Annotated in this window: 28 protein-coding genes; 21 read left to right on the forward strand and 7 right to left on the reverse strand. The window is 44.4% G+C overall.

The features are described 5' to 3' along the window. Positions 1-2: 2 nt before the first annotated feature. Both N5O98_RS04480 and N5O98_RS04485 read right to left on the reverse strand, forming a co-directional pair. Positions 3-110 (reverse strand): smalltalk protein, encoded by a 108-nt coding sequence (locus N5O98_RS04480; protein ID WP_149948928.1) that lies wholly within the window; start codon positions 108-110, stop codon positions 3-5. A 186-nt stretch (positions 111-296) separates the two neighbouring features. Beyond that, positions 297-785 carry a hypothetical protein gene (locus N5O98_RS04485; protein WP_055234798.1) on the reverse strand — a complete coding sequence of 163 codons (489 nt, stop codon included), beginning with the start codon at positions 783-785 and terminating at the stop codon, positions 297-299. Positions 786-1,004: 219 nt separating this feature from the next. Here N5O98_RS04485 and N5O98_RS04490 point away from each other — a divergent pair, with 219 nt between their 5' ends. Beyond that, positions 1,005-1,223, forward strand: coding sequence for a DUF4248 domain-containing protein (locus N5O98_RS04490; RefSeq protein ID WP_004295574.1), 219 nt, complete (start codon positions 1,005-1,007; stop codon positions 1,221-1,223). 181 nt (positions 1,224-1,404) lie between these two features. On the opposite strand, the gene N5O98_RS04495 is transcribed toward N5O98_RS04490, so the two are convergent. Together N5O98_RS04495 and N5O98_RS04500 are read right to left on the reverse strand one after the other, a co-directional pair. Continuing rightward, positions 1,405-3,246 carry a DUF3987 domain-containing protein gene (locus N5O98_RS04495; RefSeq protein WP_008776639.1) on the reverse strand — a complete coding sequence of 614 codons (1,842 nt, stop codon included), beginning with the start codon at positions 3,244-3,246 and terminating at the stop codon, positions 1,405-1,407. Positions 3,247-3,284: 38 nt separating this feature from the next. After that, on the reverse strand, positions 3,285-3,908 hold the full coding sequence (locus N5O98_RS04500) for a BT4734/BF3469 family protein (protein WP_022199644.1): 624 nt from the start codon (positions 3,906-3,908) through the stop codon (positions 3,285-3,287). Positions 3,909-4,078: 170 nt separating this feature from the next. Here N5O98_RS04500 and N5O98_RS04505 point away from each other — a divergent pair, with 170 nt between their 5' ends. From N5O98_RS04505 to N5O98_RS04555, 11 genes are all read left to right on the forward strand, one after another. Next, positions 4,079-4,219, forward strand: coding sequence for a hypothetical protein (locus tag N5O98_RS04505; RefSeq protein WP_004295577.1), 141 nt, complete (start codon positions 4,079-4,081; stop codon positions 4,217-4,219). Positions 4,220-4,591: 372 nt separating this feature from the next. Next, a complete protein-coding gene (locus tag N5O98_RS04510; protein WP_022199643.1) occupies positions 4,592-5,017 on the forward strand; it encodes a SoxR reducing system RseC family protein in 426 nt (141 codons plus the stop codon). A gap of 7 nt (positions 5,018-5,024) precedes the next feature. Beyond that, positions 5,025-5,978, forward strand: coding sequence for a Fe-S cluster domain-containing protein (locus tag N5O98_RS04515; RefSeq protein WP_118161020.1), 954 nt, complete (start codon positions 5,025-5,027; stop codon positions 5,976-5,978). Positions 5,979-6,002: 24 nt separating this feature from the next. After that, positions 6,003-7,340: an electron transport complex subunit RsxC gene (rsxC, locus tag N5O98_RS04520; protein ID WP_118161019.1), complete on the forward strand. Its 1,338-nt coding sequence runs from the start codon at positions 6,003-6,005 to the stop codon at positions 7,338-7,340. A 5-nt stretch (positions 7,341-7,345) separates the two neighbouring features. After that, positions 7,346-8,338 carry an RnfABCDGE type electron transport complex subunit D gene (locus N5O98_RS04525; RefSeq protein WP_004303572.1) on the forward strand — a complete coding sequence of 331 codons (993 nt, stop codon included), beginning with the start codon at positions 7,346-7,348 and terminating at the stop codon, positions 8,336-8,338. Further along, positions 8,335-9,081: an RnfABCDGE type electron transport complex subunit G gene (locus tag N5O98_RS04530; protein WP_004309218.1), complete on the forward strand. Its 747-nt coding sequence runs from the start codon at positions 8,335-8,337 to the stop codon at positions 9,079-9,081. Before N5O98_RS04525 ends, N5O98_RS04530 begins: the two co-directional genes overlap by 4 nt. A gap of 14 nt (positions 9,082-9,095) precedes the next feature. Next, complete coding sequence (gene rsxE / locus N5O98_RS04535; protein WP_004295586.1) at positions 9,096-9,680, forward strand: electron transport complex subunit RsxE; 585 nt, start codon at positions 9,096-9,098, stop codon at positions 9,678-9,680. 22 nt (positions 9,681-9,702) lie between these two features. Beyond that, positions 9,703-10,275, forward strand: a complete 573-nt coding sequence (gene rsxA, locus N5O98_RS04540; protein WP_004295587.1) for an electron transport complex subunit RsxA — start codon at positions 9,703-9,705, stop codon at positions 10,273-10,275. 224 nt (positions 10,276-10,499) lie between these two features. Next, positions 10,500-11,534 (forward strand): UDP-glucose 4-epimerase GalE, encoded by a 1,035-nt coding sequence (gene galE, locus N5O98_RS04545; RefSeq protein ID WP_004325755.1) that lies wholly within the window; start codon positions 10,500-10,502, stop codon positions 11,532-11,534. A 323-nt stretch (positions 11,535-11,857) separates the two neighbouring features. Then, positions 11,858-12,157 carry a type II toxin-antitoxin system HigB family toxin gene (locus N5O98_RS04550; protein WP_004295589.1) on the forward strand — a complete coding sequence of 100 codons (300 nt, stop codon included), beginning with the start codon at positions 11,858-11,860 and terminating at the stop codon, positions 12,155-12,157. A gap of 10 nt (positions 12,158-12,167) precedes the next feature. Beyond that, positions 12,168-12,530: a helix-turn-helix domain-containing protein gene (locus tag N5O98_RS04555; protein WP_022199636.1), complete on the forward strand. Its 363-nt coding sequence runs from the start codon at positions 12,168-12,170 to the stop codon at positions 12,528-12,530. A 32-nt stretch (positions 12,531-12,562) separates the two neighbouring features. Here N5O98_RS04555 and ispE read toward each other — a convergent pair whose 3' ends face one another. Continuing rightward, positions 12,563-13,393: a 4-(cytidine 5'-diphospho)-2-C-methyl-D-erythritol kinase gene (ispE, locus tag N5O98_RS04560; protein WP_022199635.1), complete on the reverse strand. Its 831-nt coding sequence runs from the start codon at positions 13,391-13,393 to the stop codon at positions 12,563-12,565. Positions 13,394-13,627: 234 nt separating this feature from the next. Between ispE and dnaB the strand changes: the two genes are divergently transcribed. The 6 genes from dnaB (at position 13,628) to N5O98_RS04590 (ending at position 21,038) form a co-directional block, all read left to right on the forward strand. Then, positions 13,628-15,190: a replicative DNA helicase gene (gene dnaB / locus N5O98_RS04565; RefSeq protein WP_022199634.1), complete on the forward strand. Its 1,563-nt coding sequence runs from the start codon at positions 13,628-13,630 to the stop codon at positions 15,188-15,190. Positions 15,191-15,301: 111 nt separating this feature from the next. Further along, entirely contained in the window at positions 15,302-17,764 is a 2,463-nt protein-coding gene (pheT, locus tag N5O98_RS04570; protein ID WP_004295594.1) for a phenylalanine--tRNA ligase subunit beta, read from the forward strand. A 31-nt stretch (positions 17,765-17,795) separates the two neighbouring features. Then, on the forward strand, positions 17,796-18,536 hold the full coding sequence (locus N5O98_RS04575) for a YebC/PmpR family DNA-binding transcriptional regulator (RefSeq protein WP_004317957.1): 741 nt from the start codon (positions 17,796-17,798) through the stop codon (positions 18,534-18,536). A gap of 9 nt (positions 18,537-18,545) precedes the next feature. After that, on the forward strand, positions 18,546-18,791 hold the full coding sequence (locus tag N5O98_RS04580) for a TIGR03905 family TSCPD domain-containing protein (RefSeq protein WP_004295596.1): 246 nt from the start codon (positions 18,546-18,548) through the stop codon (positions 18,789-18,791). Positions 18,792-18,993: 202 nt separating this feature from the next. Continuing rightward, the gene (locus N5O98_RS04585) at positions 18,994-20,247 is read left to right on the forward strand and encodes an Nramp family divalent metal transporter (RefSeq protein WP_004295597.1); all 1,254 of its coding nucleotides are present in this window, start codon (positions 18,994-18,996) and stop codon (positions 20,245-20,247) included. Between the two features lie 29 nt (positions 20,248-20,276). Then, a complete protein-coding gene (locus N5O98_RS04590; protein ID WP_022199633.1) occupies positions 20,277-21,038 on the forward strand; it encodes an exodeoxyribonuclease III in 762 nt (253 codons plus the stop codon). Here N5O98_RS04590 and N5O98_RS04595 read toward each other — a convergent pair. After that, positions 21,033-21,440, reverse strand: coding sequence for a secondary thiamine-phosphate synthase enzyme YjbQ (locus N5O98_RS04595; protein ID WP_004317958.1), 408 nt, complete (start codon positions 21,438-21,440; stop codon positions 21,033-21,035). The genes N5O98_RS04590 and N5O98_RS04595 overlap by 6 nt on opposite strands. Before the next feature lie 11 nt (positions 21,441-21,451). Beyond that, the gene (locus tag N5O98_RS04600; RefSeq protein WP_004295600.1) at positions 21,452-21,718 is read right to left on the reverse strand and encodes a hypothetical protein; all 267 of its coding nucleotides are present in this window, start codon (positions 21,716-21,718) and stop codon (positions 21,452-21,454) included. A gap of 92 nt (positions 21,719-21,810) precedes the next feature. On the opposite strand from N5O98_RS04600, the gene N5O98_RS04605 reads away from it, so the two are divergent. From N5O98_RS04605 to lepA, 3 genes are all read left to right on the forward strand, one after another. Continuing rightward, on the forward strand, positions 21,811-22,269 hold the full coding sequence (locus tag N5O98_RS04605; RefSeq protein WP_004295601.1) for a C-GCAxxG-C-C family protein: 459 nt from the start codon (positions 21,811-21,813) through the stop codon (positions 22,267-22,269). Between the two features lie 153 nt (positions 22,270-22,422). After that, positions 22,423-22,623: a winged helix-turn-helix domain-containing protein gene (locus N5O98_RS04610; protein WP_004295603.1), complete on the forward strand. Its 201-nt coding sequence runs from the start codon at positions 22,423-22,425 to the stop codon at positions 22,621-22,623. Positions 22,624-22,750: 127 nt separating this feature from the next. After that, the gene (gene lepA, locus N5O98_RS04615) at positions 22,751-24,532 is read left to right on the forward strand and encodes a translation elongation factor 4 (protein ID WP_004325757.1); all 1,782 of its coding nucleotides are present in this window, start codon (positions 22,751-22,753) and stop codon (positions 24,530-24,532) included. The last annotated feature ends 47 nt before the right edge of the window (positions 24,533-24,579 follow it).

Consider the following 24,579-nt stretch of genomic DNA (forward strand, 5'->3'; position numbering starts at 1 on the left):
GGTTACATGCAACTTTGTATTCCGAACACACCTCTGATGGCGGTGGCTACAGTGATAACGATTTTGAGAACTAAGCTCCATACAGAGCGGGGAGATGATGATTTACTCATACAATAACAGGTTTTAAATAAATTAATAATAGTTTTCTTTTACCACAGATTTACCACAGATTTACTGTAGGTTTACCATAGGTTTACCACTGACTACACAGACTCACACAGATAAATAATCGACTACTTTAGCAACTACCAATTCAATATAATCTGTGGAAATCTGTGTAGTCAGTGGTGAATCTTTTAGGCAGCCGGGTCAGGCGCTTCACCACCTCCATCCGGTTTCGGATCAGGGTTGTCACCCGAATCAGAACCTCCTCCGGCAGTTGTCGGTTTCTGATATTCCGCCTGCTGCTTCAACTGGCTGTCGAGTTTCAGATTATTGGTCGACAGATTACCGGTGGCACGGGCTTTCAAACGCATGCCGCTAATATTCTTCTCCAACGAGAACTCTTCCAGCGCATCGGCTGCCTTACTGCGAATACCCACACCAAAAATGGCAAGATCATCAATTTTCACACACTTGCCGTCTAGCAACAATTCCTTGATGCAATCTACCATATCCGAAAGCACACCTTTGATGACACCACCGGAATACGGTGAATTGTGCTTCGACATATGTTCGGCAAGCTTTGCCAAATCAAACGTCTCGTCGCTTACTGCACGGGCGAACCACTTACCCGCATTCAAGCCTTTCTTCTGCTGGTTCTGATAAATTTTGTAACGAATCATAAAACAATAAATTAAAGGGTTAAACATATTGTCCGGGGATTCTTTTCCCTTTCGACGATACAAAAATACTACTCCGGATCTCCCGGAAATCAGCTGTGCACGGTTGTGTATGGTAGCGGTCGGTTATTTGTCATTATAGTCGGTTATTCAAAGGAAAAACGTTGGTTATATAGTCGTTTTTTGTTATTTTTGTAACAGTAAATCAGAAATATATCCATCATGAGTGAATTTAAAATACGTGCTTACGGGCGCATGGAACTGGCGCAACTTTATTCTCCGCAACTAACTGACATCGCTGCCTATCGAAAGATGAAGAAATGGATCTCTTTGTGTCCCGGACTTCTGCAACGCCTGTACGACTTAGGCTACGAATCAAAGCGACGCTCATTCACACCGTTGGAGGTGAGAGTTATTGTGGATGCTTTAGGAGAGCCTTAAATAAAGCGTCGCTTTATGGTGTATAAAGCACCGCTTTACGATGTCTAAAGCTTAGCTTTACACCTCCTAAAGCGATGCTTTATGCAGGACAAACGATTGTTTCAGTCAAAACGGATGTGGTAATTGAAATGACTACTGCATCCGTAAATAAAACGGGTACAGTAGGTACACTTTTTCCGGTTCACTCATACACACACGCACGCGCATACAACCCTTTACCGTCCATACTGATTAATTTTCCGTGTTTGGTGAGACGCTTCAGCCAAGTGAGGGCTGTGTTTTCCTTAATTCCCATGGCAACTGCTTCTTCCAGTAACTGTGTACGAGTAAATTCATCACCCAGTTTCTGGAAGAGATAATCACGATCGGCATTAGGACGGTGGCTGATTTCTGTATTGGGGAGGAACGATAGAATATGCGTGGCATGACAGTAGAGAGGTTCCGCAAGACTAAGCACAGCATGAAAGTCTTCCTGTGAAATGGATACATCCCAACGAGTGATGATGTCATCTTTGCGGTTGTCCGCAGGAATCTCCTTGTCCGGTGTGAAAGGAGAGGTGGGAGAGGTCTTGAAGTCGTAGGGCTGCGGGCTTTCGAGGGCACGCAATACGGCTACTTCCGACATGATTCTGCATAGATTGACGGCCAGACGTGCCACAAAACTATACATTTCCCTTCCATTAGCTACACTGGAGCGTTCAAACAAGTCGGAAAAGACGGTGTCGATTTCTTCTTTTTGTTCATCCGTGAGTTGCAGGGTATGAATGCCGTGAGTTTTTATCACGCTCAACTTTTCTTTCCATTCCAGTCCCATAGCGGTGAATATCTCCTCCCAATCTATCTCGTTGTCCATAAATTGGCTGATCCATTTACTGATTCCGCACATGTAATAATATAATTGGCGGGAGTATGATCCGTCTTCTGCCGTCGGAATGAAAGTTTGCACCTGCGACGGCGTACCCGAAATCAGAACGGAAAGATAGCTTTTCTTCACTTCCCGGTATTCCTGGTCGGTGCGGCGGTTGTAGGACAAGCGGTCGTGGTCGAACGCTTTGCGCAGGGTATCGCTCCAATGACCGTGGTCCGATCCGATGGCGGTGGAAAGGGTGTCCGCTTCCGCTTCGCAGATAAGTCCGGTTCCGTCGGAGTCCATGATGTTTTGTAGGATACCCGTACCGGTGTTGTTGCCCGAAATGAGGAACATCCTGTTAGGGGGCATTTGTGGAGCCTCCTTTTTGGTTCGTTCTTTTCCCATTGCATCGTACTCGGTTTTCTCTTTTTTGTATGCTTTCATCTGTATGGCCACTTCTTTGCGGATCTCGTCGTGGATAGGTTCCACGAGTAAGCGGATGTAGGAAAGGATACCTTTGCCGGAGGCCGAAGGAGCCACTACGAAACATTGGAGGCTGGGGTGATGGTATTTGCCGCCATATAGGCATCGCACGTGGCGCGACATACAAGCACCCAGGGCAGTGAGCGCTCCCAATAACATGATGTCGTGTTGTATTGGGCTGCTCCCGGCTTTTATGATACGTTGCAAAAATTCCGGCCAGTCGTTTTCCGGAAAAGTGGGCAATTGATGTTGCGGTTCACTGCCCGGCAATAGTTCTTCTTCCCCTTCTCTTTCTTCGGAGATATTGTCATTCCCTACCTTATTATACGCGCCCGTGTGTGGGGGAAATTTGCGTGCTGTACCTGCTGTACCTTTTGTACCTGTGGGATGTTTGGGCATTTCTTCTATGCAGATGCTTACTCCCGTCGCTTCGGCAAGGTGGAAAGCGGTGCCCAGGTGCACTTCTCCACGTTGGGTGTGGAGTGCGTTGGAGAATACCCGTTCGGCATGTTCGCGCTGATACTTGGGAGACACCCGGCACAGGCGATGAAAAAAGTCACGTCCTGCTTCACCGCAATCCGTTGCGATGGCGAATGACAATTGTACGTATTCAAGATAGGTGGGAGCAATGTCCGCTCCTGCCGCTTCGACTGCTTCGGTGAGACGGCATAAAGATTCAATATCGGTCATGTTTTGATTTTTATAAAATAATGTTTAATTATTCTCGTTTACTTGGTTCTGAACAATGCTTCCGGGTCGTAACTAAGGAAACAGGATCTCACGAGGTCTTTGCCGGAGAAATCTACTTTGGATTTCGTTTCGGAAGAAACCGCTGTTACCGTATTGTATGCCGTCTCTACGTACCACATCGCCCAACTCATGTTTTCTGTGATATTTTTTGTATCATTTGTCGTGGAGGAATAATGGCAAGGAACAAATGCCTTTACACCCAGTCCGCTGGGGCTGATAAAGGTGAGTACAGGTTGTAGGAGAGGATCGTCATAGAGCATACGTCGCATTTCTACTGCTTCCTGATAAGAGTGGAGACCGTCCACATCTACTATCACCAGATGAGACGGGGAGACGAAATCCTTACAGCTACGGCGGGTGAATGTGCCGCAAGGGGTCACATACGGAAGCAATGATGCTTTGGCGGCTCGTATATCTGTGGCATTCCGTACTTGTGCGGTCAGGGTTTTGAGATTCTCATTGCAAGTAATCATTTGGAAAACTTGTTCGATGGAGACTTCGCAGAAGGGGATAAGCGTGGGAGGAGTCATCAGTCGGCCTTGTTTGTCTTTGATGGGAGCGATAGGTGGCATAAAATAGGACATTCTGTAGTTGTTTGACATCATTTTCTTTTTGTTATAAGTTAAAATGTTTATTTTTGCAAAAAATATGAGTGTGTTTCAAAAACACGGCATGAAGGTAGTAATAACAAAATAGACTCTACCCTGATATGTGAGGATAAAAGTTAAAATATTTAATTATTAAAGTGTGTATTTAACAACAAAAAACAAAGATGAAAAAGAAAACGGTTTGTTGCAGTGATTTGGGAGCTTATATTAATGAGTTGCTTAAACGTGCGAAATTGAAAAATGAGTATGTATGCGAGACCCTGGGTATGGGACATGATGTTTTGAATGGCATAAAAAAGGGCTAAATCTCCCATTGAACGATTATATAAAAGTAATGAATCTCTGTTTGAATGCCTACAACGAAGAGGAGATTGAACTGATTTTGAATACGTTGGTGAGAATGTATCTGCGCTACTACAAGAAGAGGATAGTGGAGTAATCCGTGAAATAATTGATAGAAAATCCCGGCTGAATAAATAAAAACGGCCGGGATTTTTTTGTTTAGGATGTCTATTTGTCATTCTTGGGAAATATCAAATGGTAGCCATACCTTTTCCGTGTGCGATAACGAAAACACAAAAAATAACATTTTATTAGGTAGAAAAAGTTTGAGGAATGCTTCGTAGTTCACAAATAATGATTAAATTTGCCGCGATTTGTAATGCGGAGTTTGCAAAATGACGAATAATACTATAAAGCATCTAGGTATTGTGGAAAACATACAGGGTTCTCATCTGTCGGTGAGGATTGTCCAGACATCGGCTTGTGCGGCATGTAGCGCAAAGGGGCATTGTTCCTCGGCGGATAGTAAGGACAAAATCATAGATATCATAGATACCGCAGCTTCTTCCTATCAGGTGGGAGAGAAGGTGATGGTGGTCGGCGAAACGTCGATGGGCATGATGGCGGTATTGTTGGCTTTCGTACTTCCTTTCGTACTTCTTATATTTTCGTTGTTTCTTTTGATGGCATTGATAGAGAATGAACTGTATGCAGCTCTTCTTTCTCTGGCTGTCCTTATACCTTATTATTTCGTTTTATGGCTTAACAAAACGCGACTCAAACAACAATTTTCATTTACTATAAAACCAATAAATAACTAAAAACATTATGAATTTGATTCTGATTGCAGTGATTTCATTGGGAGCTATAGCGCTCGTGCTGGCCGCTATTCTTTATGTGGCTTCCAAGAAATTTGCCGTGTATGAAGACCCGCGGATTGCCCAGGTGGGAGAAGTGCTTCCCCAGGCTAATTGTGGTGGATGTGGCTATCCCGGTTGTAGCGGCTTTGCCGACGCTTGCGTCAAAGCCGGTTCGCTGGATGGTAAATTCTGCCCCGTAGGCGGACAGCCTGTCATGGCACAAATTGCTGATATCCTAGGGCTTGCAGCCGGAGAAGCTGAACCGATGGTAGCAGTGGTAAGATGTAACGGAACGTGTATGAATCGTCCGCGTATTAATCAGTACGACGGTGCGAAGAGTTGCGCTATTGCCGCTTCGCTCTATGGTGGGGAAACGGGTTGTAGTTACGGATGTCTGGGGTGTGGTGACTGTGTGGCTGCCTGCCAGTTCGATGCCATCCACATGAATCCTGAAACAGGACTTCCGGAAGTGGATGAAGTGAAATGTACCGCTTGCGGTGCCTGTGTGAAGGCTTGTCCGAAGGCGATCATCGAAATCCGTCCGCAAGGAAAGAAATCACGCCGTGTGTATATCTCTTGTGTGAATAAAGACAAGGGAGCTGTGGCACGCAAGGCTTGTACGGTGAGTTGTATCGGCTGTGGCAAATGCGTGAAGACTTGTCCGTTCGAAGCTATCACGTTGGAGAATAACTTGGCTTACATCGATCCGCACAAGTGTAAATCTTGCCGGAAATGTGTGGAAGTCTGTCCGCAGAATACCATTATCGAATTGAATTTTCCGCCGAGGAAACCGAAAGAAGAAGCTCCGGCTGCTCCAAAACCGGCTGCTGTTTCTAAAGAAGCGGTGGAAACTCCTGCACCGGCGGCAAAAGTGGAAACTCCTGCTGAAAAGGCTACAGAAGCTCCGAAAGTAACAGAATAATAACAGAATAAAATACAGAACTGTATGTTAAAGACATTTTCAATTGGTGGAGTTCATCCACACGAAAATAAATTGTCGGCACATCAACCTATTATCACAGCGGAAGTTCCTGCAAAGGCTGTTATTTTGCTGGGGCAGCACATTGGTGCGCCTGCAAAACCGGTTGTAGCGAAAGGGGATGTGGTAAAGGTAGGCACTAAGATTGCTGAACCTGCCGGCTTTGTTTCGGCGGCAATTCACTCTTCGGTCAGTGGTAAAGTGGCGAAGATTGATACTATTGTCGATGCCAGCGGTTATGCGAAACCTGCTATCTTTATCGATGTGGAAGGCGACGAATGGGAAGAAACAATCGACCGTAGCGCCACACTGGTGAAGGAATGTGAGCTTTCCGCAGAAGAGATCGTGAAGAAAATTGCCGATGCCGGAATCGTTGGTCTGGGCGGTGCTTGTTTCCCTACACAGGTGAAACTTTGTCCTCCTCCTTCTTTTAAAGCTGAATGTGTGATTATCAATGCCGTAGAGTGTGAACCTTATTTGACTGCCGACCATCAGCTGATGCTGGAACACGCGGAAGAAATCATGGTAGGTGTTTCCATCCTGATGAAAGCGGTGAAAGTGAACAAGGCATTTATCGGAATCGAAAATAATAAGCCCGATGCTATCGAACTGATGACTAAAGTAGCTTCCAGCTATGCAGGCATCGAAGTCGTTCCCTTGAAGGTGAAATATCCGCAAGGAGGTGAAAAGCAGCTGATCGATGCGATCACCAAACGTCAGGTGGCGAGCGGTGCGTTGCCTATCTCTACGGGAGCAGTCGTGCAGAACGTGGGAACGGCGTTTGCCGTTTATGAAGCTGTGCAGAAGAATAAACCGTTGTTTGAACGGGTGATTACCGTGACGGGAAAGTCGGTTGCGAAGCCGTCCAACTTCCTGGCTCGTATCGGTACACCGATGAAACAGTTGATTGACGCTTGCGGTGGTTTGCCCGAAGATACGGGTAAGGTGATCGGCGGTGGTCCGATGATGGGTAAGGCGTTGGTAAATATCGAGGTTCCTACTGCGAAGGGCAGTTCCGGTATCCTGATTATGAATCAAAAGGAAGCCAAACGTGGTGAGGCGCAGACCTGTATCCGTTGCGCGAAGTGCGTGAGTGCCTGTCCGATGGGACTGGAACCGTACTTGCTCGGAGCCTTGTCTGAAAACGGAGATTTTGAAACAATGGAAAAAGAAAGAATCATGGATTGTATTGAGTGCGGCTCTTGCCAGTTCACTTGTCCTGCCAACCGTCCGCTGCTCGACTACTGTCGTCTGGGCAAAAGCAAAGTAGGCGCTATGATTCGTGCACGTCAAGCTAAAAAATAACGAATATGGAAAATAAATTAATCGTATCACTATCGCCTCACGTTCATGGCGGAGACAGCGTACAGAAAAATATGTATGGCGTGCTGATTGCACTGATTCCGGCTTTTCTGGTGTCTCTCTATTTCTTCGGACTGGGTGCCCTGATTGTCACGGCTACTTCCGTTGCGGCTTGTTTGTTCTTCGAATGGGCGATCGGAAAATATTTAATGAAGAAACCGACCACCACCATCTGCGACGGCTCTGCCATCATCACAGGTGTGTTGCTGGCATTTAATTTACCGTCTAACCTGCCTATCTGGATTATCATCCTCGGTGCACTGTTTGCTATCGGTGTAGGTAAGATGTCTTTCGGCGGATTAGGCTGCAATCCTTTCAACCCGGCATTGGCAGGCCGCGTATTCCTGTTGCTTTCTTTCCCGGTGCAGATGACCAGCTGGCCGGTAGTCGGACAGTTGACCGCTTATACGGATGCTACCACCGGTGCCACTCCGCTGGCCTTGATGAAGCAAGCCATTTACGGTGACACTGCCGCTTTAAGCCAGATTCCGGACGCATTGACCTTGCTGATCGGACAGAATGGCGGATGCTTGGGTGAAGTGAGTGCACTGGCTCTGCTGATCGGACTCGTTTATATGCTCTGGAAGAAAATCATCACCTGGCATATTCCTGTGTCTATCCTGGCTACTGTGTTTGTCTTTGCAGGCATCATGCACCTGGCAGATCCGGAAAAATACGTTTCTCCGGTATTGCAGTTGCTTTCCGGTGGTCTGATGTTGGGTGCTGTCTTTATGGCAACCGACTATGTGACTTCTCCGATGAGTAAGAAAGGGATGCTGATCTATGGTGTATGTATCGGTCTGCTGACGGTAGTTATCCGTCTGTTCGGCGCCTATCCCGAAGGTATGTCGTTCGCCATCCTGATTATGAATGCGTTCACTCCGCTGATTAACACCTATTGTAAACCAAAACGCTTTGGGGAGGTAGCGAAGAAGAAATGAAAAAGTTAGAATCATCTTTAAAGAATATGTTGCTGGTACTTACGGGAGTGACTGCTATTTCCGTTGCGTTGCTGGCTTATGTAAATGAACTGACAAAAGGCCCCATTGCCGAAGCGAACGCGAAGACACTGAACGAGGCCTTGAAAAAGGTTCTTCCCGAATTTACCAATAATCCGGTAGCGGAAAGCGATACGATCTTCAGTGAGAAAGATGGAAAGAAGAATGTTGACTTTATCGTTTATCCGGCTAAGAACGGTGAAGAGCTTGTAGGTACGGCTGTTGAAGCTAAATCAATGGGATTTGGCGGTGAACTGAAAGTGCTGGTAGGCTTTAATGCCGAAGGAAAAATCTATAACTACTCTCTGTTGGCTCACACGGAAACTCCGGGATTGGGCTCTAAAGCCGACAAATGGTTCGGAGCGTATGATCCTGCGAAAGGAGAAAAGGCAGTATCTCACGAAGAGAGTACGAAATCTATTTTGGGTATGAATCCGGGTGAAGCTCCGTTGACCGTCAGTAAAGATGGGGGAGCAGTGGATGCCATCACGGCTTCTACCATTACTTCACGTGCTTTCTTGAATGCCGTGAATGCTGCTTATCAGGCCTATAAGGCCGAAGGCGGGGAAGTGAATGGTGTAACCGGTGCTTCTCAAAAAGCGAAAGGCGCGGACGCAGATGCTGCTGACGCTGCTACGGGAGCTACGATCAAAGTTGAACTAACTGATTCAGTCAGTGCTAAATAAGAAAGGAGACAGATATGAATAACTTTAAAGTAATGATGAACGGGATTATCAAAGAGAATCCTACGTTTGTACTCCTGCTCGGTATGTGTCCTACATTGGGTACTACATCATCGGCTATCAATGGTATGGGTATGGGACTGGCTACCATGTTCGTATTGATCTGCTCGAATGTGGTGATCTCTTTAATAAAGAACCTGATTCCGGACATGGTGCGTATCCCATCGTTTATTGTGGTGATCGCATCTTTCGTGACCTTGCTTCAAATGGTGATGCAGGCTTACGTGCCGGGACTGTATGCTACACTCGGTCTTTTCATTCCGTTGATTGTAGTGAACTGTATTGTACTGGGACGTGCCGAAGCCTTCGCTGCCAAGAATAACGCAGTCGCTTCTATGTTCGACGGTATCGGTATGGGGCTTGGCTTTACCATCGCCCTGACTTTACTGGGTGCTGTCCGCGAGTTTTTGGGAACCGGTAAAATCTTCGATTTGACCATCATGCCGGAAGAATATGGGATGTTGGTGTTTGTATTGGCTCCGGGCGCTTTCATCGCTTTGGGATACCTCATAGCGTTGATTAACAGTTTCAAGAAAGCCTAATTCAATTAAATAAGAAAAGAATATGGAATATATATTGATATTTATTTCGGCAATCTTTGTAAACAACATCGTGTTGTCGCAGTTCCTGGGTATCTGTCCGTTCCTGGGCGTATCCAAGAAGGTGGAAACTGCGATGGGTATGAGCGCTGCGGTTGCTTTCGTGTTGACCATCGCTACCATCGTCACTTTCCTGATTCAGAAGTTTGTACTGGATGTTTTCGGACTGGGATACTTACAGACGATTACATTCATCCTGGTGATTGCCGGATTGGTGCAGATGGTGGAAATCATCCTGAAAAAGGTATCTCCGGCCCTGTATCAGGCTTTGGGTGTGTTCTTGCCGCTGATTACAACGAACTGTTGTATTCTTGGTGTCGCTATCCTGGTGATTCAGAAAGACTATGACCTGCTGACAGGTGTTGTATACGCATTCTCTACGGCTATCGGCTTCGGTCTGGCACTGGTGCTTTTTGCCGGATTGCGCGAACAGATGAGCCTTGTGAAAATTCCGAAAGGAATGCAAGGAACTCCGATTGCTTTGATTACCGCCGGTTTGCTTGCTATGGCATTCATGGGATTCTCCGGCGTGGTGTAAGGATTTACAGTTGATGATTAAATAGGGGATTGGAAGCTCTGCTGTGTGGCGACATACAGGTTAGAGTTTCCAATTCTTTTTTATACCTAAATGCTACCAAATCGTACCTTAATTACTTTTCAGCAAATAAATTTGTGGCAGATTATTGCAATTTCATTTTATTTCCATACATTTGTAACTCAAACAATAATAAGCCGAGAAACTAACCATTTTTTATAAAGTATATGAAAGAAAGAATTTTAGTAACAGGCGGGACAGGATACATTGGGTCTCATACTGTTGTAGAACTACAAAACAGTGGATATGAAGTAATCATCATCGATAATTTATCAAATTCAAGTGCCGACGTTGTTGACAATATAGAGAAAGTTTCCGGTATTCGCCCAGTTTTTGAAAAGCTGGACTGTTTGGACTTTGCCGGTCTGGATGCAGTATTTGCAAAATATAAAGGAATTAAGGCAATCATTCACTTTGCAGCTAGCAAAGCAGTAGGAGAGTCGGTACAAAAACCGTTGCTTTACTACCGTAATAACCTGGTTTCTTTGATTAACCTTCTCGAACTGATGCCAAAACATGGAGTAGAAGGTATTGTGTTCTCTTCTTCTTGTACAGTATACGGTCAGCCGGACGAGCTGCCGGTAACGGAAAAAGCTCCGATCAAGAAAGCGGAATCACCTTATGGAAATACCAAACAGATCAATGAAGAGATTATTCGTGATACGGTAGCTTCAGGTGCTCCGATCAATGCGATCATGTTGCGCTATTTCAACCCGATTGGCGCGCATCCTACTGCATTGCTTGGTGAACTGCCTAACGGGGTTCCTCAAAACCTGATTCCATATCTGACCCAGACAGCCATCGGTATCCGTGAGAAACTTAGCGTGTTTGGTGACGATTATGATACACCGGACGGTTCTTGTATCCGTGACTTTATCAATGTCGTTGACTTGGCTAAAGCACACGTGATTGCTATCCGTCGTATCTTGGAAAAGACACAAAAAGAAAAAGTAGAAGTATTTAATATTGGTACAGGACGTGGTGTTTCTGTATTGGAATTAATAAATGGCTTTGAAAAAGCCACTGGCGTAAAATTGAATTATCAGATTGTCGGACGTCGTGCAGGCGACATTGAAAAAGTTTGGGCTAACCCGGATTTTGCTAATAAAGAGCTGGGTTGGAAAGCCGTAGAAACTTTAGAAGATACTTTACGCTCTGCATGGAACTGGCAGCTGAAACTCCGTGAAAGAGGGATTCAATAAAAGAGAAACTTGTTTTAAATAACATAAAAGTTTAAACAAATCGTGCATGCGATTTGTTTAATTGATGCTAATCGACCTGAAGCTGTTTATGAGTATGCGAATATACGTAGATAGTACTTATGCCTCCCCGGCATAGACAGGAAAGATTGCATAGTAGTTTTGTCGTGTTTTATTTTGTGTTTGTGTTGTGACGGTACTACGACGTGAGTCGTGGTACCGTTTTTTGGTACGCCCAGCATGGATGTTCTGTTTTATAAAATATTTAGCACTAATTCTTTTGTTATCCAAAATTATTTTGTAATTTTGTATCAAATGAATAAGATATGAGAGTAGTATCACATAAGAAATTGAAAGATTTCTACGAGACGAAAGGGTGTGAAGATTCACGTGTTGCTTTAGAACGTTGGTATGATATAGCGGAAAAAGCAGAATGGCGGAATTTGTCTGATATAAAAGCGGATTTTCTATCGACTGATTATGTGGGCAATCAACACTATGTTTTTAATATCAGAGGGAACAACTATCGGCTGGTAGTGGTTGTTAAATTTACGGTGGGATACATTTTTGTCCGTTGGGTGGGAACTCATAAAGAGTATGATAAAATAGATTGTTCAACTATATAATATAATAGATATGACTAAAATAACGAAAGAACAATACGAATTTGCATTGGCAAGAGTCGAAGAACTTCTGCCTTTGGTGGACGACAGCATTCCTGCAAATGACAAGAGCATGGTGGAGCTTTCTGTTATGTCTGATATAGTGATTGCGTATGAGAAGGAACATTTTCCTATAGAAAAACCAACCGTAGCAGAATTGATAGAATTGTCCCTTGAAGAAAAGGGGATGACACAAAAACAGCTTGCCAGTGAAATAGGGGTTAGCCCTTCACGCGTGAATGATTATATTTCGGGTCGCTCGGAACCTACTTTAAAAATAGCTCGCTTGCTTTGCCGGGTACTCAATATACACCCCGCTGCCATGTTGGGATTTTGAAAAAATAGTCAAAACATAATTGTTAGTGAGATTTATTTGTTTAATGTACCTTTGAAGCAGAATACGTCAGTTCCCCAATCAATTTCCGGTAAGACGAATCCGGGAGCAAACAGCCCGAATACGGATGAGCCGGAGCCGCTCATGGATGCGTAGATTGCTCCTTGATGATAGAGTTCTTCTTTGATTTCTCCAATGACGGGATGTTGCGGGAATACACTTGCTTCAAAATCATTGATTAGGATATCCTTCCATTCTGCAACTGGACGCAGGATTGCCTCTTTGACCGGATATTCCGGACGGTGCGGGTGGATATTTGAAAAGGCTTCCCGGGTAGAAACGAAAACGTTCGGCTTGACGATCATGATTTGGTAACCGCTTAATGAAAGCTCGATTGGTGAGAACAGGTTTCCGATCCCTTCGGCATAGGTCGGCTTGTTTTTAATAAAGAAAGCACAGTCCGCTCCCAAAGTGGCGGCATATACCTCCAGCTGTTCTTCAGATAATTCCAGCTGAAAATGATCATTGAGCAACTTCAGCATAAAAGCGGCATCGGATGAACCGCCCCCCAGTCCGGCTCCCGAGGGAATATGCTTATATAAATGAATTTCGACAGGGGGAAGATGAAACTCCTTATCCAGCAATGAATAGGCCTTTGCCACCAGGTTGTCTTCCGGATTGCCGGCTATCTCCATGCCATACTGGTGGAGGATAATCTTCTTTTCTGTTTCAGAAGAAGTACGGATTTCGAGAGCGTCTTCGAGGGCTACCGGATAGAAAACGGTTTCCAGATTGTGATATCCGTCCGGGCGTTTTTCCGTGATGGAAAGTCCCAGGTTTATTTTGATATTAGGAAAAGCGAGCATAAGGTTATTTACTATTTTACAATTTACGATTTACTATTTGCAGTGCCGCACATGACAATTAATCATGTGTTGAATGTAATTCGGGAGCAAAGTTAGTAAAATCTTCATTTTTCCTTATCCATTCTTCATGATTATATTCTATCTTTGTCGTCCCGACTGGAAAAACTCTGTTATAAAGGAGTTTGTCCGGTCGCAAAATAGTAAATAGTAAATTGTAAAATAGTAAATACCTCGATGGCCGAACAGAAAAGAAATACCCGCAATTCAAAGTCTACTAAAATACAACCGGTAAATGATTATGGACGTATTCAGCCGCAGGCGCCTGAACTGGAAGAAGCAGTTTTGGGAGCTTTGATGATTGAAAAAGACGCTTACTCATTGGTGAGTGAGATTCTTCGTCCCGAATCTTTTTACGAACGCCGGCATCAGTTGATTTATTCTGCTATCACCGATCTTGCGGTGAATCAGAAGCCGGTGGATATTCTGACTGTAAAGGAACAACTTAGCAAACGTGGAGAATTGGAAGAGGTGGGAGGCCCGTTCTATATTACTCAATTGAGTAGTAAGGTGGCTTCATCAGCGCATATTGAGTATCACGCCCGTATTATTGCACAGAAATCTCTGGCGCGTGAGCTGATTACATTTACAAGCAATATCCAGAGTAAGGCGTTCGATGAAACGCTGGATGTGGACGACTTGATGCAGGAAGCGGAAGGTAAACTTTTTGAGATTTCGCAGCAGAACATGAAAAAGGATTATACGCAGATCAATCCGGTGATTGACGAAGCCTATAAGCTGATTCAGAAGGCTGCGGCGCGAACCGACGGTTTGAGTGGTCTTGAGAGTGGTTTTACAAAGCTCGACAAGATGACTTCCGGTTGGCAGAATTCCGACCTTATCATTATCGCTGCACGTCCTGCGATGGGTAAGACCGCCTTTGTTCTTTCTATGGCTAAGAATATTGCTGTCGATTATCGGAACCCGGTGGCGTTGTTCTCTCTTGAAATGAGTAACGTTCAGTTGGTGAACCGTTTGATTTCCAATGTCTGCGAAATTGAAAGTGGAAAGATCAAGAGCGGACAGTTGGCTGGTTATGAGTGGCAACAGTTGGACTATAAACTGAAGAATCTGATGGATGCACCGCTTTACGTGGATGATACTCCGTCTCTGTCTGTATTTGAACTTCGAACGAAAGCGCGTCGTCTGGTACGTGAACATGGAGTGAGAATCATTATTATTGACTACCTTCAGTTGATGAATGCGAGCGGTATGGCATTTGGTAGCCGTCAGGAAGAGGTTAGTACCATTTCCCGTTCGTTGAAAGGACTGGCGAAAGAGTTGAATATTCCGATCATCGCACTGTCGCAGTTGAATCGTGGTGTGGAAAGTCGTGAAGGTATTGATGGTAAACGTCCGCAGTTGAGTGACCTTCGTGAATCGGGAGCCATCGAGCAGGATGCCGATATGGTGTGCTTTATCCATCGTCCGGAATACTATAAGATTTATCAGGATGATCGTGGTAATGACCTGCGTGGTATGGCGGAGATTGTCATCGCCAAGCATCGTAATGGTGCGGTAGGCGAGGTGTTGCTCCGGTTTAAGGGAGAATTTACCCGTTTCTCCAATCCGGAGGACGATATGGTTATCCCGATGCCGGGTGAGCCTGCCGGGGCTATGTTAGGATCGAAAATGAATACAGGTAATGCAGGTTCCGTACCTCCTTCTCCCGCGCCTGATTTTGCACCGCAGACAGCGAATCCGTTCGGAGCACCGGGGGATGGACCTTTGCCGTTCTAGTTGCGTCCCTGTGGTGAAATAACGCGCAATTTTTTATCTAACCTTCTCGGTCAACCGAAAAATCTTATTAACTTTGCAAATCTTTTTGAGAAACAATAAAAAATTAAATATATGAATATCTCTTATAACTGGCTGAAAGAGTATGTCAACTTCGACCTGACGCCCGATGAAACGGCTGCTGCGTTGACGTCTATTGGCTTGGAAACAGGTGGTGTAGAAGAAGTGCAAACCATTAAAGGTGGTTTGGAAGGACTTGTGATTGGTGAAGTGCTGACCTGCACGGAACATCCTAATTCTGACCATTTGCATATTACTACTGTTAATCTGGGAGACGGTGAACCGGTACAGATTGTTTGTGGTGCCCCGAATGTGGCTGCCGGACAGAAAGTGGTGGTAGCTACTTTAGGTACGAAACTTTATGACGGTGACGAATGTTTTACCATCAAGAAATCAAAAATCCGTGGGGTGGAATCTACTGGTATGATTTGTGCTGAAGACGAAATCGGTATCGGTACGGATCATGCAGGTATTATCGTATTGCCGGAAAATGCTGTTCCGGGTACGCTTGCCAAGGATTATTATAATATCAAGAGCGACTATGTGCTTGAAGTGGACATCACGCCTAACCGTGCGGATGCTTGCTCTCACTATGGGGTGGCTCGTGACTTGTACGCTTATCTGATTCAGAACGGCAAACAGGCTACTTTGCAACGTCCGTCGGTAGACGGCTTTAAAGTGGAAAACCATGACTTGAATATTGAAGTGAAGGTGGAAAACAGCGAAGCTTGTCCGCATTATGCCGGTGTTACGGTGAAAGGTGTCACTGTGAAGGAAAGCCCGGAATGGCTGCAAAACAAATTGCGTCTGATCGGGGTGCGTCCTATTAATAATGTAGTGGATATTACTAATTATATCGTTCATGCTTTCGGTCAGCCGTTGCATTGCTTCGATGCCGGAAAGATAAAAGGCAATGAAGTAATTGTAAAGACAATGCCGGAAGGAACTCCGTTCGTTACGCTGGATGAGGTGGAACGTAAATTGAACGAACGCGACCTGATGATTTGTAACAAGGAAGAGGCCATGTGTATTGCCGGTGTATTCGGCGGACTGGACTCCGGTTCTACGGAAGCTACGACAGATGTATTCATTGAAAGTGCTTATTTCCATCCTACATGGGTGCGTAAGACAGCCCGCCGTCATGGCTTGAATACGGATGCTTCTTTCCGTTTCGAACGCGGTATCGATCCGAACAGTGTGATATATTGCTTGAAACTGGCTGCTTTGATGGTTAAAGAACTGGCTGGCGGTACGATTTCTTCTGAAATAAAAGACGTGTTCACTACTCCTGCACCCGATTTTATAGTTGATCTGGCTTATGAGAAAGTACATTCTTTGGTAGGAAAAGTAATTCCGGTAGAGACGATCAAGAGCATTGTGACCAGCCTGGAAATGAAGATCACTAATGAAACGGCGGAAGGGCTGACATTAGCTGTTCCTCCTTATCGTGTAGACGTGCAGCGTGATTGTGACGTGATTGAAGATATTCTTCGTATCTACGGATATAACAATGTTGAAATCCCGACTACACTGAACTCCAGCCTGACTACCAAAGGTGAACATGATAAATCGAATAAATTGCAGAACCTGATTGCAGAGCAATTGGTGGGCTGCGGATTTAATGAGATCCTGAACAACTCATTGACGCGTGCTGCTTATTATGATGGTATGGAGACTTATCCGTCCAACCACCTGGTGATGTTATTGAATCCGTTGAGTGCGGATTTGAACGCTATGCGTCAGACTTTGCTGTTCGGTGGACTGGAAAGTATTGCTCATAATGCAAATCGTAAGAATGCTGATTTGAAGTTCTTCGAATTCGGTAATTGCTATCATTTCGATGCTGACAAGAAGAATGAAGAGAAGGTATTGGCTCCTTACTCGGAAGATTATCACTTGGGCTTGTGGGTAACTGGTAAGAAGGTTTCCAATTCATGGGCACATGCAGATGAGAACAGTTCGGTATATGAATTGAAGGCTTATGTAGAAAATATATTGAAGCGTCTGGGACTGGATTTGCACAATCTGGTTGTCGGTAATCTGACGGACGATATTTTTGCTGCCGCACTTTCTATCAATACGAAGGGGGGTAAGCGTCTTGCTTCCTTCGGTATTGTGACTAAGAAGCTGTTGAAAGCATTTGATATCGACAATGAAGTGTATTTTGCCGACTTGAACTGGAAGGAACTGATGAAAGCTATCCGTTCTGTGAAGATCAGCTACAAGGAAATCTCCAAGTTCCCTGCTGTGAAACGTGACCTGGCATTGTTGCTTGACAAGAATGTGCAGTTTGCCGAAATCGAAAAGATTGCTTACGAAACAGAGAAGAAGCTGTTGAAAGAAGTGGAACTCTTCGATGTGTACGAAGGTAAAAATCTGGAAGCAGGCAAGAAGTCGTATGCGGTGAGCTTCCTGCTTCAGGATGAGAGCCAGACTTTGAATGATAAGATGATTGATAAGATCATGTCGAAACTGGTGAAGAATTTGGAAGATAAGCTGGGTGCCAAACTTAGATAAACTTAAAATTTCAATCTAAAAATATAAACCAATGGGAAGAGCATTTGAATATAGAAAGGCCGCTAAACTGAAAAGATGGGGCCACATGGCTAAAACATTTACAAGACTGGGTAAACAAATCGCGATAGCTGTAAAGGCAGGCGGTCCGGAACCTGAAAATAACCCGACTTTGCGTTCGGTGATCGCTACTTGTAAGCGTGAAAATATGCCGAAGGATAATATTGAACGTGCTATCAAAAACGCAATGGGTAAAGACCAGAGCGACTACAAGAGCATGACTTATGAAGGATACGGTCCTCACGGTATTGCTGTATTTGTGGATACGCTGACAGATAACACAACCCGTACGGTGGCTGACGTTCGTTCGGTATTTAATAAGTTTGGCGGTAATCTCGGTACAATGGGATCTCTCGCGTTCCTGTTCGACCACAAATGTGTATTCACTTTCAAGAAGAAAGACGGATTGGATATGGAAGAACTGATTCTGGATCTGATCGATTATGATGTGGAAGATGAATACGAAGAGGATGATGAAGAAGGAACAATCACTATCTATGGTAATCCCAAGAGCTATGCCGCTATTCAGAAACACCTGGAGGAGTGTGGCTTTGAAGATGTCGGTGGAGACTTTACTTATATCCCGAACGACATGAAAGAGGTGACTCCGGAACAGCGCGAAACATTGGATAAGATGATCGAACGTTTGGAAGAATTTGACGACGTGCAGACTGTTTATACCAATATGCAGCCGGAAGAGGGAGAGGAAGAATAAGACAAGGTTATGGAATATGTGTATAGAACCCAGGGAACTTGCAGCACCAACATCGAACTGAATGTGGAAGATGGAGTGGTGAAAGAAGTTGCTTTCTGGGGAGGATGTAATGGTAACCTTCAAGGTATTTCCCGCCTTGTGAGAGGAATGAAGGTAGCGGATGTTATTGCAAAACTTGAAGGAGTGCATTGTGGTGGCAGACCGACTTCATGTCCTGACCAATTGTGTCGTGCATTACATGAGATGGGATATTAATCGACTTCTTTTATTTTTGTAAAATTTGATATTTTTCAAGACCTTCGGCAATTTATTTTGTCGAGGGTCTTTTTTTTTGCGGGAATCCATAGGGGGGGGAGTATCTGGGTGTTGTTTACTTACTTGTCGGTATTTTGAACTAAAATTGACCTTCACTCGTTATTTATAAGTATATTTGTAAGGTTAAAACTATTATGCAAAAATGAAGAATATTTTTCAAGACTTAAAACGCAAAGATCATAAACGCTATCTGGGTGGACTGGATGTTTTTAAATATATTGGTCCGGGGCTTCTGGTTACGGTAGGATTTATTGATCCGGGAAACTGGGCTTCTAACTTCGCCGCCGGTTCCGAATTTGGCTATTCCTTACTTTGGGTGGTTACATTGTCCACTATTATGCTGATTGTGCTTCAGCACAACGTTGCCCACCTGGGGATTGTTACCGGGCTTTGCCTTTCGGAGGCGGCCACTAAATACACTCCCAAATGGGTGTCGCGACCTATTCTTGGTACGGCGGTACTGGCGTCGATTTCTACTTCTTTAGCGGAAATTCTGGGAGGTGCCATTGCGTTGGAAATGCTCTTTGATATTCCTATTATATGGGGAGCTGTGTTGACTACGCTTTTTGTCTCTATCATGCTTTTCACTAATTCGTATAAAAAGATAGAGCGTTCCATCATTGCATTTGTCTCCGTTATCGGGCTTTCGTTTATCTACGAACTGTTTCTGGTGGAAATAGACTGGCCGGCTGCGACAGCAGGGTGGGTGACTCCTTCTTTTCCGAAAGGAAGTATGCTGATTATCATGAGTGTGTTGGGAGCGGTAGTGATGCCTCATAATCTGTTTCTTCATTCGGAGGTGATACAGAGTCATGAATATAATAAGAAAGATGATGCTTCTATTAAGAAGGTTTTGAAATATGAGTTGTTTGATACTCTTTTCTCTATGATTGTCGGCTGGGCGATTAACAGTGCCATGATTCTTCTGGCTGCCGCTACTTTCTTTAAAAGCGGTATTCAGGTAGAGGAACTGCAACAGGCTAAGTCATTGCTCGAACCTTTGTTGGGAAGTAATGCTGCCATCGTATTTGCACTGGCATTGCTGATGGCGGGTATTTCATCCACCATTACGAGCGGAATGGCGGCAGGTTCCATCTTTGCGGGTATTTTCGGTGAATCGTATCATATCAAAGACAGCCACTCGCAGGTAGGAGTCCTTTTATCTCTGGGAATTGCCTTATTGCTGATTTTCTTTATTGGAGATCCTTTCAAAGGATTGATTATTTCGCAGATGATACTTAGTATTCAATTACCTTTCACGGTATTTTTGCAGGTGGGACTGACGTCTTCCCGAAAGGTGATGGGAGATTATGTCAATAGTCGTTGGAGCACGTTTGTGTTGTATTCGATTGCCATTATTGTTTCGGTACTGAATATCATGCTTTTGTTTTCATAAAATGAATATAAATCAATACATATAGATTGATGAAGATTATTACTTATAATGTGAACGGACTACGTGCCGCCGTATCTAAAGGTTTGCCGGAATGGCTGGCGCAGGAGAATCCTGATATTCTTTGTCTGCAAGAGACGAAACTGCAACCGGACCAGTATCCGGGAGAGGTGTTTGAAGCGTTGGGTTACAAGTCTTATTTGTATTCGGCGCAGAAGAAAGGATACAGTGGAGTGGCCATACTTACCAAGCAGGAACCGGACCATGTGGAATATGGGATGGGAATGGAGGCTTATGATAATGAAGGACGTTTTATCCGGGCGGATTTCGGAGACTTATCGGTAGTCAGTGTTTATCACCCTTCGGGAACGAGCGGAGACGAACGCCAGGCTTTTAAAATGGTGTGGCTGGAAGATTTTCAAAAGTATGTGATGGAGTTGCAGAAGTCCCGTCCCAATTTGATTCTTTGTGGCGATTATAATATCTGCCATGAGCCGATCGACATTCATGATCCTGTCCGGAATGCAACAAACAGTGGTTTCCTTCCTGAAGAGCGGGAGTGGATGACACGTTTCCTGTCTGCGGGGTATGTTGATTCTTTCCGTACGCTTTGTCCCGAAAAACAGGAATATACCTGGTGGAGCTATCGTTTTAATTCGCGTGCCCAAAATAAGGGTTGGAGAATTGACTATTGCATGGTTAGTGAGCCGGTACGCCCGCTGTTGAAACGTGCGTATATCCTGAATGAGGCCGTACATTCCGATCATTGTCCGATGGCGTTGGAAATATTATAGGATAGTAATACTCAATTTACGGGTGTCTCCTCCGTCGCGAAATTCGCAGAGGTAGACACCTTGCCATGTTCCCAGGTTCAGGCGGTGATTCTTGATGGGGATAGTGACCGAACTTCCTATCAGGGAGGCTTTTATATGGGCGCTCATATCGTCGGGGCCTTCGAGGGTATGGATGAAATAGGGGGCACCGTCGGGAACCAGTTTATTAAAGAATGTCTGGAAGTCATGCCGTACGTCCGGGTCTGCATTTTCGTTGATAGTTAGTCCGGCAGAGGTGTGTTTGATAAAGATTACCAACAGGCCACTTTCGGGAAGTGCTGGTAGTTGTGAAATGATATCACGCGTGATTAAATGAAATCCACGCGAGTAATGAGGGAGTTGAATATCGAATGTTGTAGCCATTGTTTTATCTCTTAGAATTTGGAGGGTGGATTCAGGTCCACATAGGGGTCGTTGATAGCTGACGCCATCATTGCATTGACGGCAATTCCTGCATCCTCTTTATAATTTCTTCTCTTGTTCCATTCACGTACATCTTTGAGAGTGACATCACGTTTCTTTCTGTTTTGGGGAAAACCACTTTTTCTTTTCCTGTCAGCATATTCATCCTTTCTGGCTGCGCTTATCATAGCTTGGATGGCAATGGCTGTCGATTCTTTATATGAAATAGTTTTGTTCATATTTTCTTTTTTTTGATTTTAATCTTTACGCCCTATCTGATGCAAAGATACTTTTTTATATTTTTGTGCGAAATAAAAATGCAAAATAGTTTATGGAAGATAGAATACAGAAAGCAGTGGAGCTTTTTAAGAGCGGATATAACTGTTCACAGTCGGTAGTAGCGGCCTTTGCGGATATGTATGGATTTACACAGGAACAGGCGTTGCGTATGGGTGCTTCCTTTGGCGGGGGGATAGGACGAATGCGTGAAACGTGTGGAGCTGCCTGCGGCATGTTTTTGGTGGCGGGCTTGGAAACCGGCGCTACGGAAGCGACAGACCGGGAAGGAAAAGCTGCCAATTATGCAGTGGTGCAAGAACTGGCGGCTGAATTTAAGAAGCGTAACGGCTCGCTGATTTGTGGCGAATTGTTGGGATTAAAGAAAAAAGATCCCGTTTCAACGATTCCGGAAGAGCGTACTGCTCAATATTATAGCAAGCGTCCTTGCGCTAAAATGGTGGAAGAAGCGGCAAGAATTTGGTCTGAATATCTCGAAAAGCATCCTAAATGAAAGAAAAAATGCTTTTTTATTACAAAAACGATAAAAAAGTGCTCAATAAAGTGTTATATAACATAAAAATAACTATCTTTGTCCCCGAAATAAAATCTGAAAGTCTTTTTGACCGGATGATTTTAAGCATGTCTAACTAAAATTGCAAAGCAAATGTTGAAAGAAAAAGCTGGTGTAATTGCAGGTACTATCTGGAATGCACTGAACGAAACAGAAGGAATGACTGCCAAGCAGCTTAAAAAAGCAACTAAATTGGTTGACAAAGATCTGTTCCTCGGCCTTGGCTGGTTATTGAGAGAAGACAAAGTCTCTGTGGAAGAAGTTGAAGGTGAACTCTTCATCAAATTGATCTAAGCGAGTAACTCACTTAAGCAATAAAAAAATGCGTTGGTACATGATCATAATGTTATCAACGCATTTTTTTTATTCCGCCATTTACGTATCTTTGCACACCAAAAAGCTAAAATAATAAGAATTCAGAATGAAGAATATTCGCAACTTTTGCATTATTGCTCATATTGACCACGGTAAGTCAACGTTGGCCGACCGTCTGTTGGAGTTTACTAACACCATTCAGGTGACTTCAGGGCAGATGCTTGATAATATGGATCTGGAAAAAGAAAGAGGGATCACTATCAAGAGCCATGCGATCCAGATGGAATATACTTATCAGGGGGAGAAGTATGTCCTTAACCTGATTGATACTCCGGGACACGTGGACTTTTCGTATGAGGTGTCACGTTCTATCGCTGCATGTGAAGGGGCATTGCTGATTGTCGATGCTTCGCAGGGAGTGCAGGCGCAGACGATCTCGAATCTGTATATGGCCATTGAACACGACCTTGAGATTATTCCGGTTATCAATAAATGCGATATGGCGAGCGCCAATCCCGAAGAAGTGGAGGACGAAATCGTTGAACTGTTGGGTTGCAAGCGCGAGGAGGTAATTCGTGCATCCGGTAAAACGGGTATGGGAGTGGAAGAGATACTGGCTGCTGTGATTGAACGTATTCCTCATCCCGAAGGGAATGAAGAGGCGCCGTTGCAGGCTTTGATTTTCGACTCTGTATTCAACTCTTTCCGTGGAATTATAGCTTATTTCAAGATTGAAAACGGCACGATTCGCAAGGGCGACAAGGTGAAGTTCTTCAATACGGGAAAAGAGTATGATGCCGATGAAATAGGGGTGTTGAAAATGGATATGGTGCCTCGTAACGAACTTCGTACGGGGGATGTAGGATATATAATTTCCGGTATCAAAACTTCCAAAGAGGTGAAGGTGGGAGATACCATTACACATATTGCCCGTCCGTGTGACAAGGCTATTGCCGGGTTTGAGGAGGTGAAGCCGATGGTGTTTGCCGGAGTGTACCCGATTGAGGCGGAAGATTTTGAAGATCTTCGCGCGTCTTTGGAAAAGTTGCAGCTGAATGATGCGTCGTTGACTTTCCAACCGGAGTCTTCATTGGCTTTGGGTTTTGGTTTCCGTTGTGGTTTCCTCGGATTGCTCCACATGGAGATTGTGCAGGAGCGTCTGGACCGTGAGTTTGACATGAATGTGATTACTACGGTACCGAACGTGTCCTACCATATATATGATAAGCAGGGCAATATGAAGGAGGTGCACAACCCCGGTGGTATGCCCGACCCGACGATGATTGACCATATCGAGGAACCGTATATCAAAGCATCTATTATTACAACGACTGATTATATCGGTCCTATTATGACGCTTTGTCTGGGTAAGCGTGGTGAATTGATTAAACAGGAATATATCTCCGGTAACCGGGTGGAAATCTATTACAATATGCCTTTGGGAGAAATTGTGATTGACTTTTATGATAAGTTGAAGAGTATTTCCAAAGGGTATGCGTCGTTTGATTATCATCCGAATGGTTTCCGTACTTCGAAGCTGGTGAAGCTGGATATTTTGTTGAACGGTGAGCCTGTGGATGCTCTTTCTACTTTGACACATATTGACAATGCTTACGATATGGGACGCCGGATGTGTGAGAAGCTGAAAGAGCTTATTCCGCGCCAGCAGTTTGATATTGCCATTCAGGCAGCTATCGGGGCTAAGATTATTTCCCGTGAAACGATTAAGGCTGTTCGTAAGGATGTGACAGCGAAGTGTTATGGTGGTGACGTGAGCCGTAAACGTAAACTGCTTGAAAAGCAGAAAAAAGGTAAAAAACGAATGAAACAAATCGGTAACGTGGAAGTGCCGCAAAAAGCCTTCCTCGCTGTACTGAAGCTGGATTAAAAATACTGCCGCAAGCAATTTTTCAGAGATCTGTTCTGAACAAATAG

Source organism: Bacteroides sp. LFL-34, from assembly GCF_027257075.1.
Classification (GTDB): Bacteria; Bacteroidota; Bacteroidia; order Bacteroidales; family Bacteroidaceae; genus Bacteroides; species Bacteroides ovatus.

Coding starts and splice junctions, on each gene's coding strand:
- N5O98_RS04480 (WP_149948928.1), bottom strand. CDS start 110: ATGAGTAAATCATCATCTCCCCGCTCTGTATGGAGCTTAGTTCTCAAA.
- N5O98_RS04485 (WP_055234798.1), bottom strand. CDS start 785: ATGATTCGTTACAAAATTTATCAGAACCAGCAGAAGAAAGGCTTGAAT.
- N5O98_RS04490 (WP_004295574.1), top strand. CDS start 1,005: ATGAGTGAATTTAAAATACGTGCTTACGGGCGCATGGAACTGGCGCAA.
- N5O98_RS04495 (WP_008776639.1), bottom strand. CDS start 3,246: ATGACCGATATTGAATCTTTATGCCGTCTCACCGAAGCAGTCGAAGCG.
- N5O98_RS04500 (WP_022199644.1), bottom strand. CDS start 3,908: ATGTCAAACAACTACAGAATGTCCTATTTTATGCCACCTATCGCTCCC.
- N5O98_RS04505 (WP_004295577.1), top strand. CDS start 4,079: ATGAAAAAGAAAACGGTTTGTTGCAGTGATTTGGGAGCTTATATTAAT.
- N5O98_RS04510 (WP_022199643.1), top strand. CDS start 4,592: ATGACGAATAATACTATAAAGCATCTAGGTATTGTGGAAAACATACAG.
- N5O98_RS04515 (WP_118161020.1), top strand. CDS start 5,025: ATGAATTTGATTCTGATTGCAGTGATTTCATTGGGAGCTATAGCGCTC.
- rsxC (WP_118161019.1), top strand. CDS start 6,003: ATGTTAAAGACATTTTCAATTGGTGGAGTTCATCCACACGAAAATAAA.
- N5O98_RS04525 (WP_004303572.1), top strand. CDS start 7,346: ATGGAAAATAAATTAATCGTATCACTATCGCCTCACGTTCATGGCGGA.
- N5O98_RS04530 (WP_004309218.1), top strand. CDS start 8,335: ATGAAAAAGTTAGAATCATCTTTAAAGAATATGTTGCTGGTACTTACG.
- rsxE (WP_004295586.1), top strand. CDS start 9,096: ATGAATAACTTTAAAGTAATGATGAACGGGATTATCAAAGAGAATCCT.
- rsxA (WP_004295587.1), top strand. CDS start 9,703: ATGGAATATATATTGATATTTATTTCGGCAATCTTTGTAAACAACATC.
- galE (WP_004325755.1), top strand. CDS start 10,500: ATGAAAGAAAGAATTTTAGTAACAGGCGGGACAGGATACATTGGGTCT.
- N5O98_RS04550 (WP_004295589.1), top strand. CDS start 11,858: ATGAGAGTAGTATCACATAAGAAATTGAAAGATTTCTACGAGACGAAA.
- N5O98_RS04555 (WP_022199636.1), top strand. CDS start 12,168: ATGACTAAAATAACGAAAGAACAATACGAATTTGCATTGGCAAGAGTC.
- ispE (WP_022199635.1), bottom strand. CDS start 13,393: ATGCTCGCTTTTCCTAATATCAAAATAAACCTGGGACTTTCCATCACG.
- dnaB (WP_022199634.1), top strand. CDS start 13,628: ATGGCCGAACAGAAAAGAAATACCCGCAATTCAAAGTCTACTAAAATA.
- pheT (WP_004295594.1), top strand. CDS start 15,302: ATGAATATCTCTTATAACTGGCTGAAAGAGTATGTCAACTTCGACCTG.
- N5O98_RS04575 (WP_004317957.1), top strand. CDS start 17,796: ATGGGAAGAGCATTTGAATATAGAAAGGCCGCTAAACTGAAAAGATGG.
- N5O98_RS04580 (WP_004295596.1), top strand. CDS start 18,546: ATGGAATATGTGTATAGAACCCAGGGAACTTGCAGCACCAACATCGAA.
- N5O98_RS04585 (WP_004295597.1), top strand. CDS start 18,994: ATGAAGAATATTTTTCAAGACTTAAAACGCAAAGATCATAAACGCTAT.
- N5O98_RS04590 (WP_022199633.1), top strand. CDS start 20,277: ATGAAGATTATTACTTATAATGTGAACGGACTACGTGCCGCCGTATCT.
- N5O98_RS04595 (WP_004317958.1), bottom strand. CDS start 21,440: ATGGCTACAACATTCGATATTCAACTCCCTCATTACTCGCGTGGATTT.
- N5O98_RS04600 (WP_004295600.1), bottom strand. CDS start 21,718: ATGAACAAAACTATTTCATATAAAGAATCGACAGCCATTGCCATCCAA.
- N5O98_RS04605 (WP_004295601.1), top strand. CDS start 21,811: ATGGAAGATAGAATACAGAAAGCAGTGGAGCTTTTTAAGAGCGGATAT.
- N5O98_RS04610 (WP_004295603.1), top strand. CDS start 22,423: ATGTTGAAAGAAAAAGCTGGTGTAATTGCAGGTACTATCTGGAATGCA.
- lepA (WP_004325757.1), top strand. CDS start 22,751: ATGAAGAATATTCGCAACTTTTGCATTATTGCTCATATTGACCACGGT.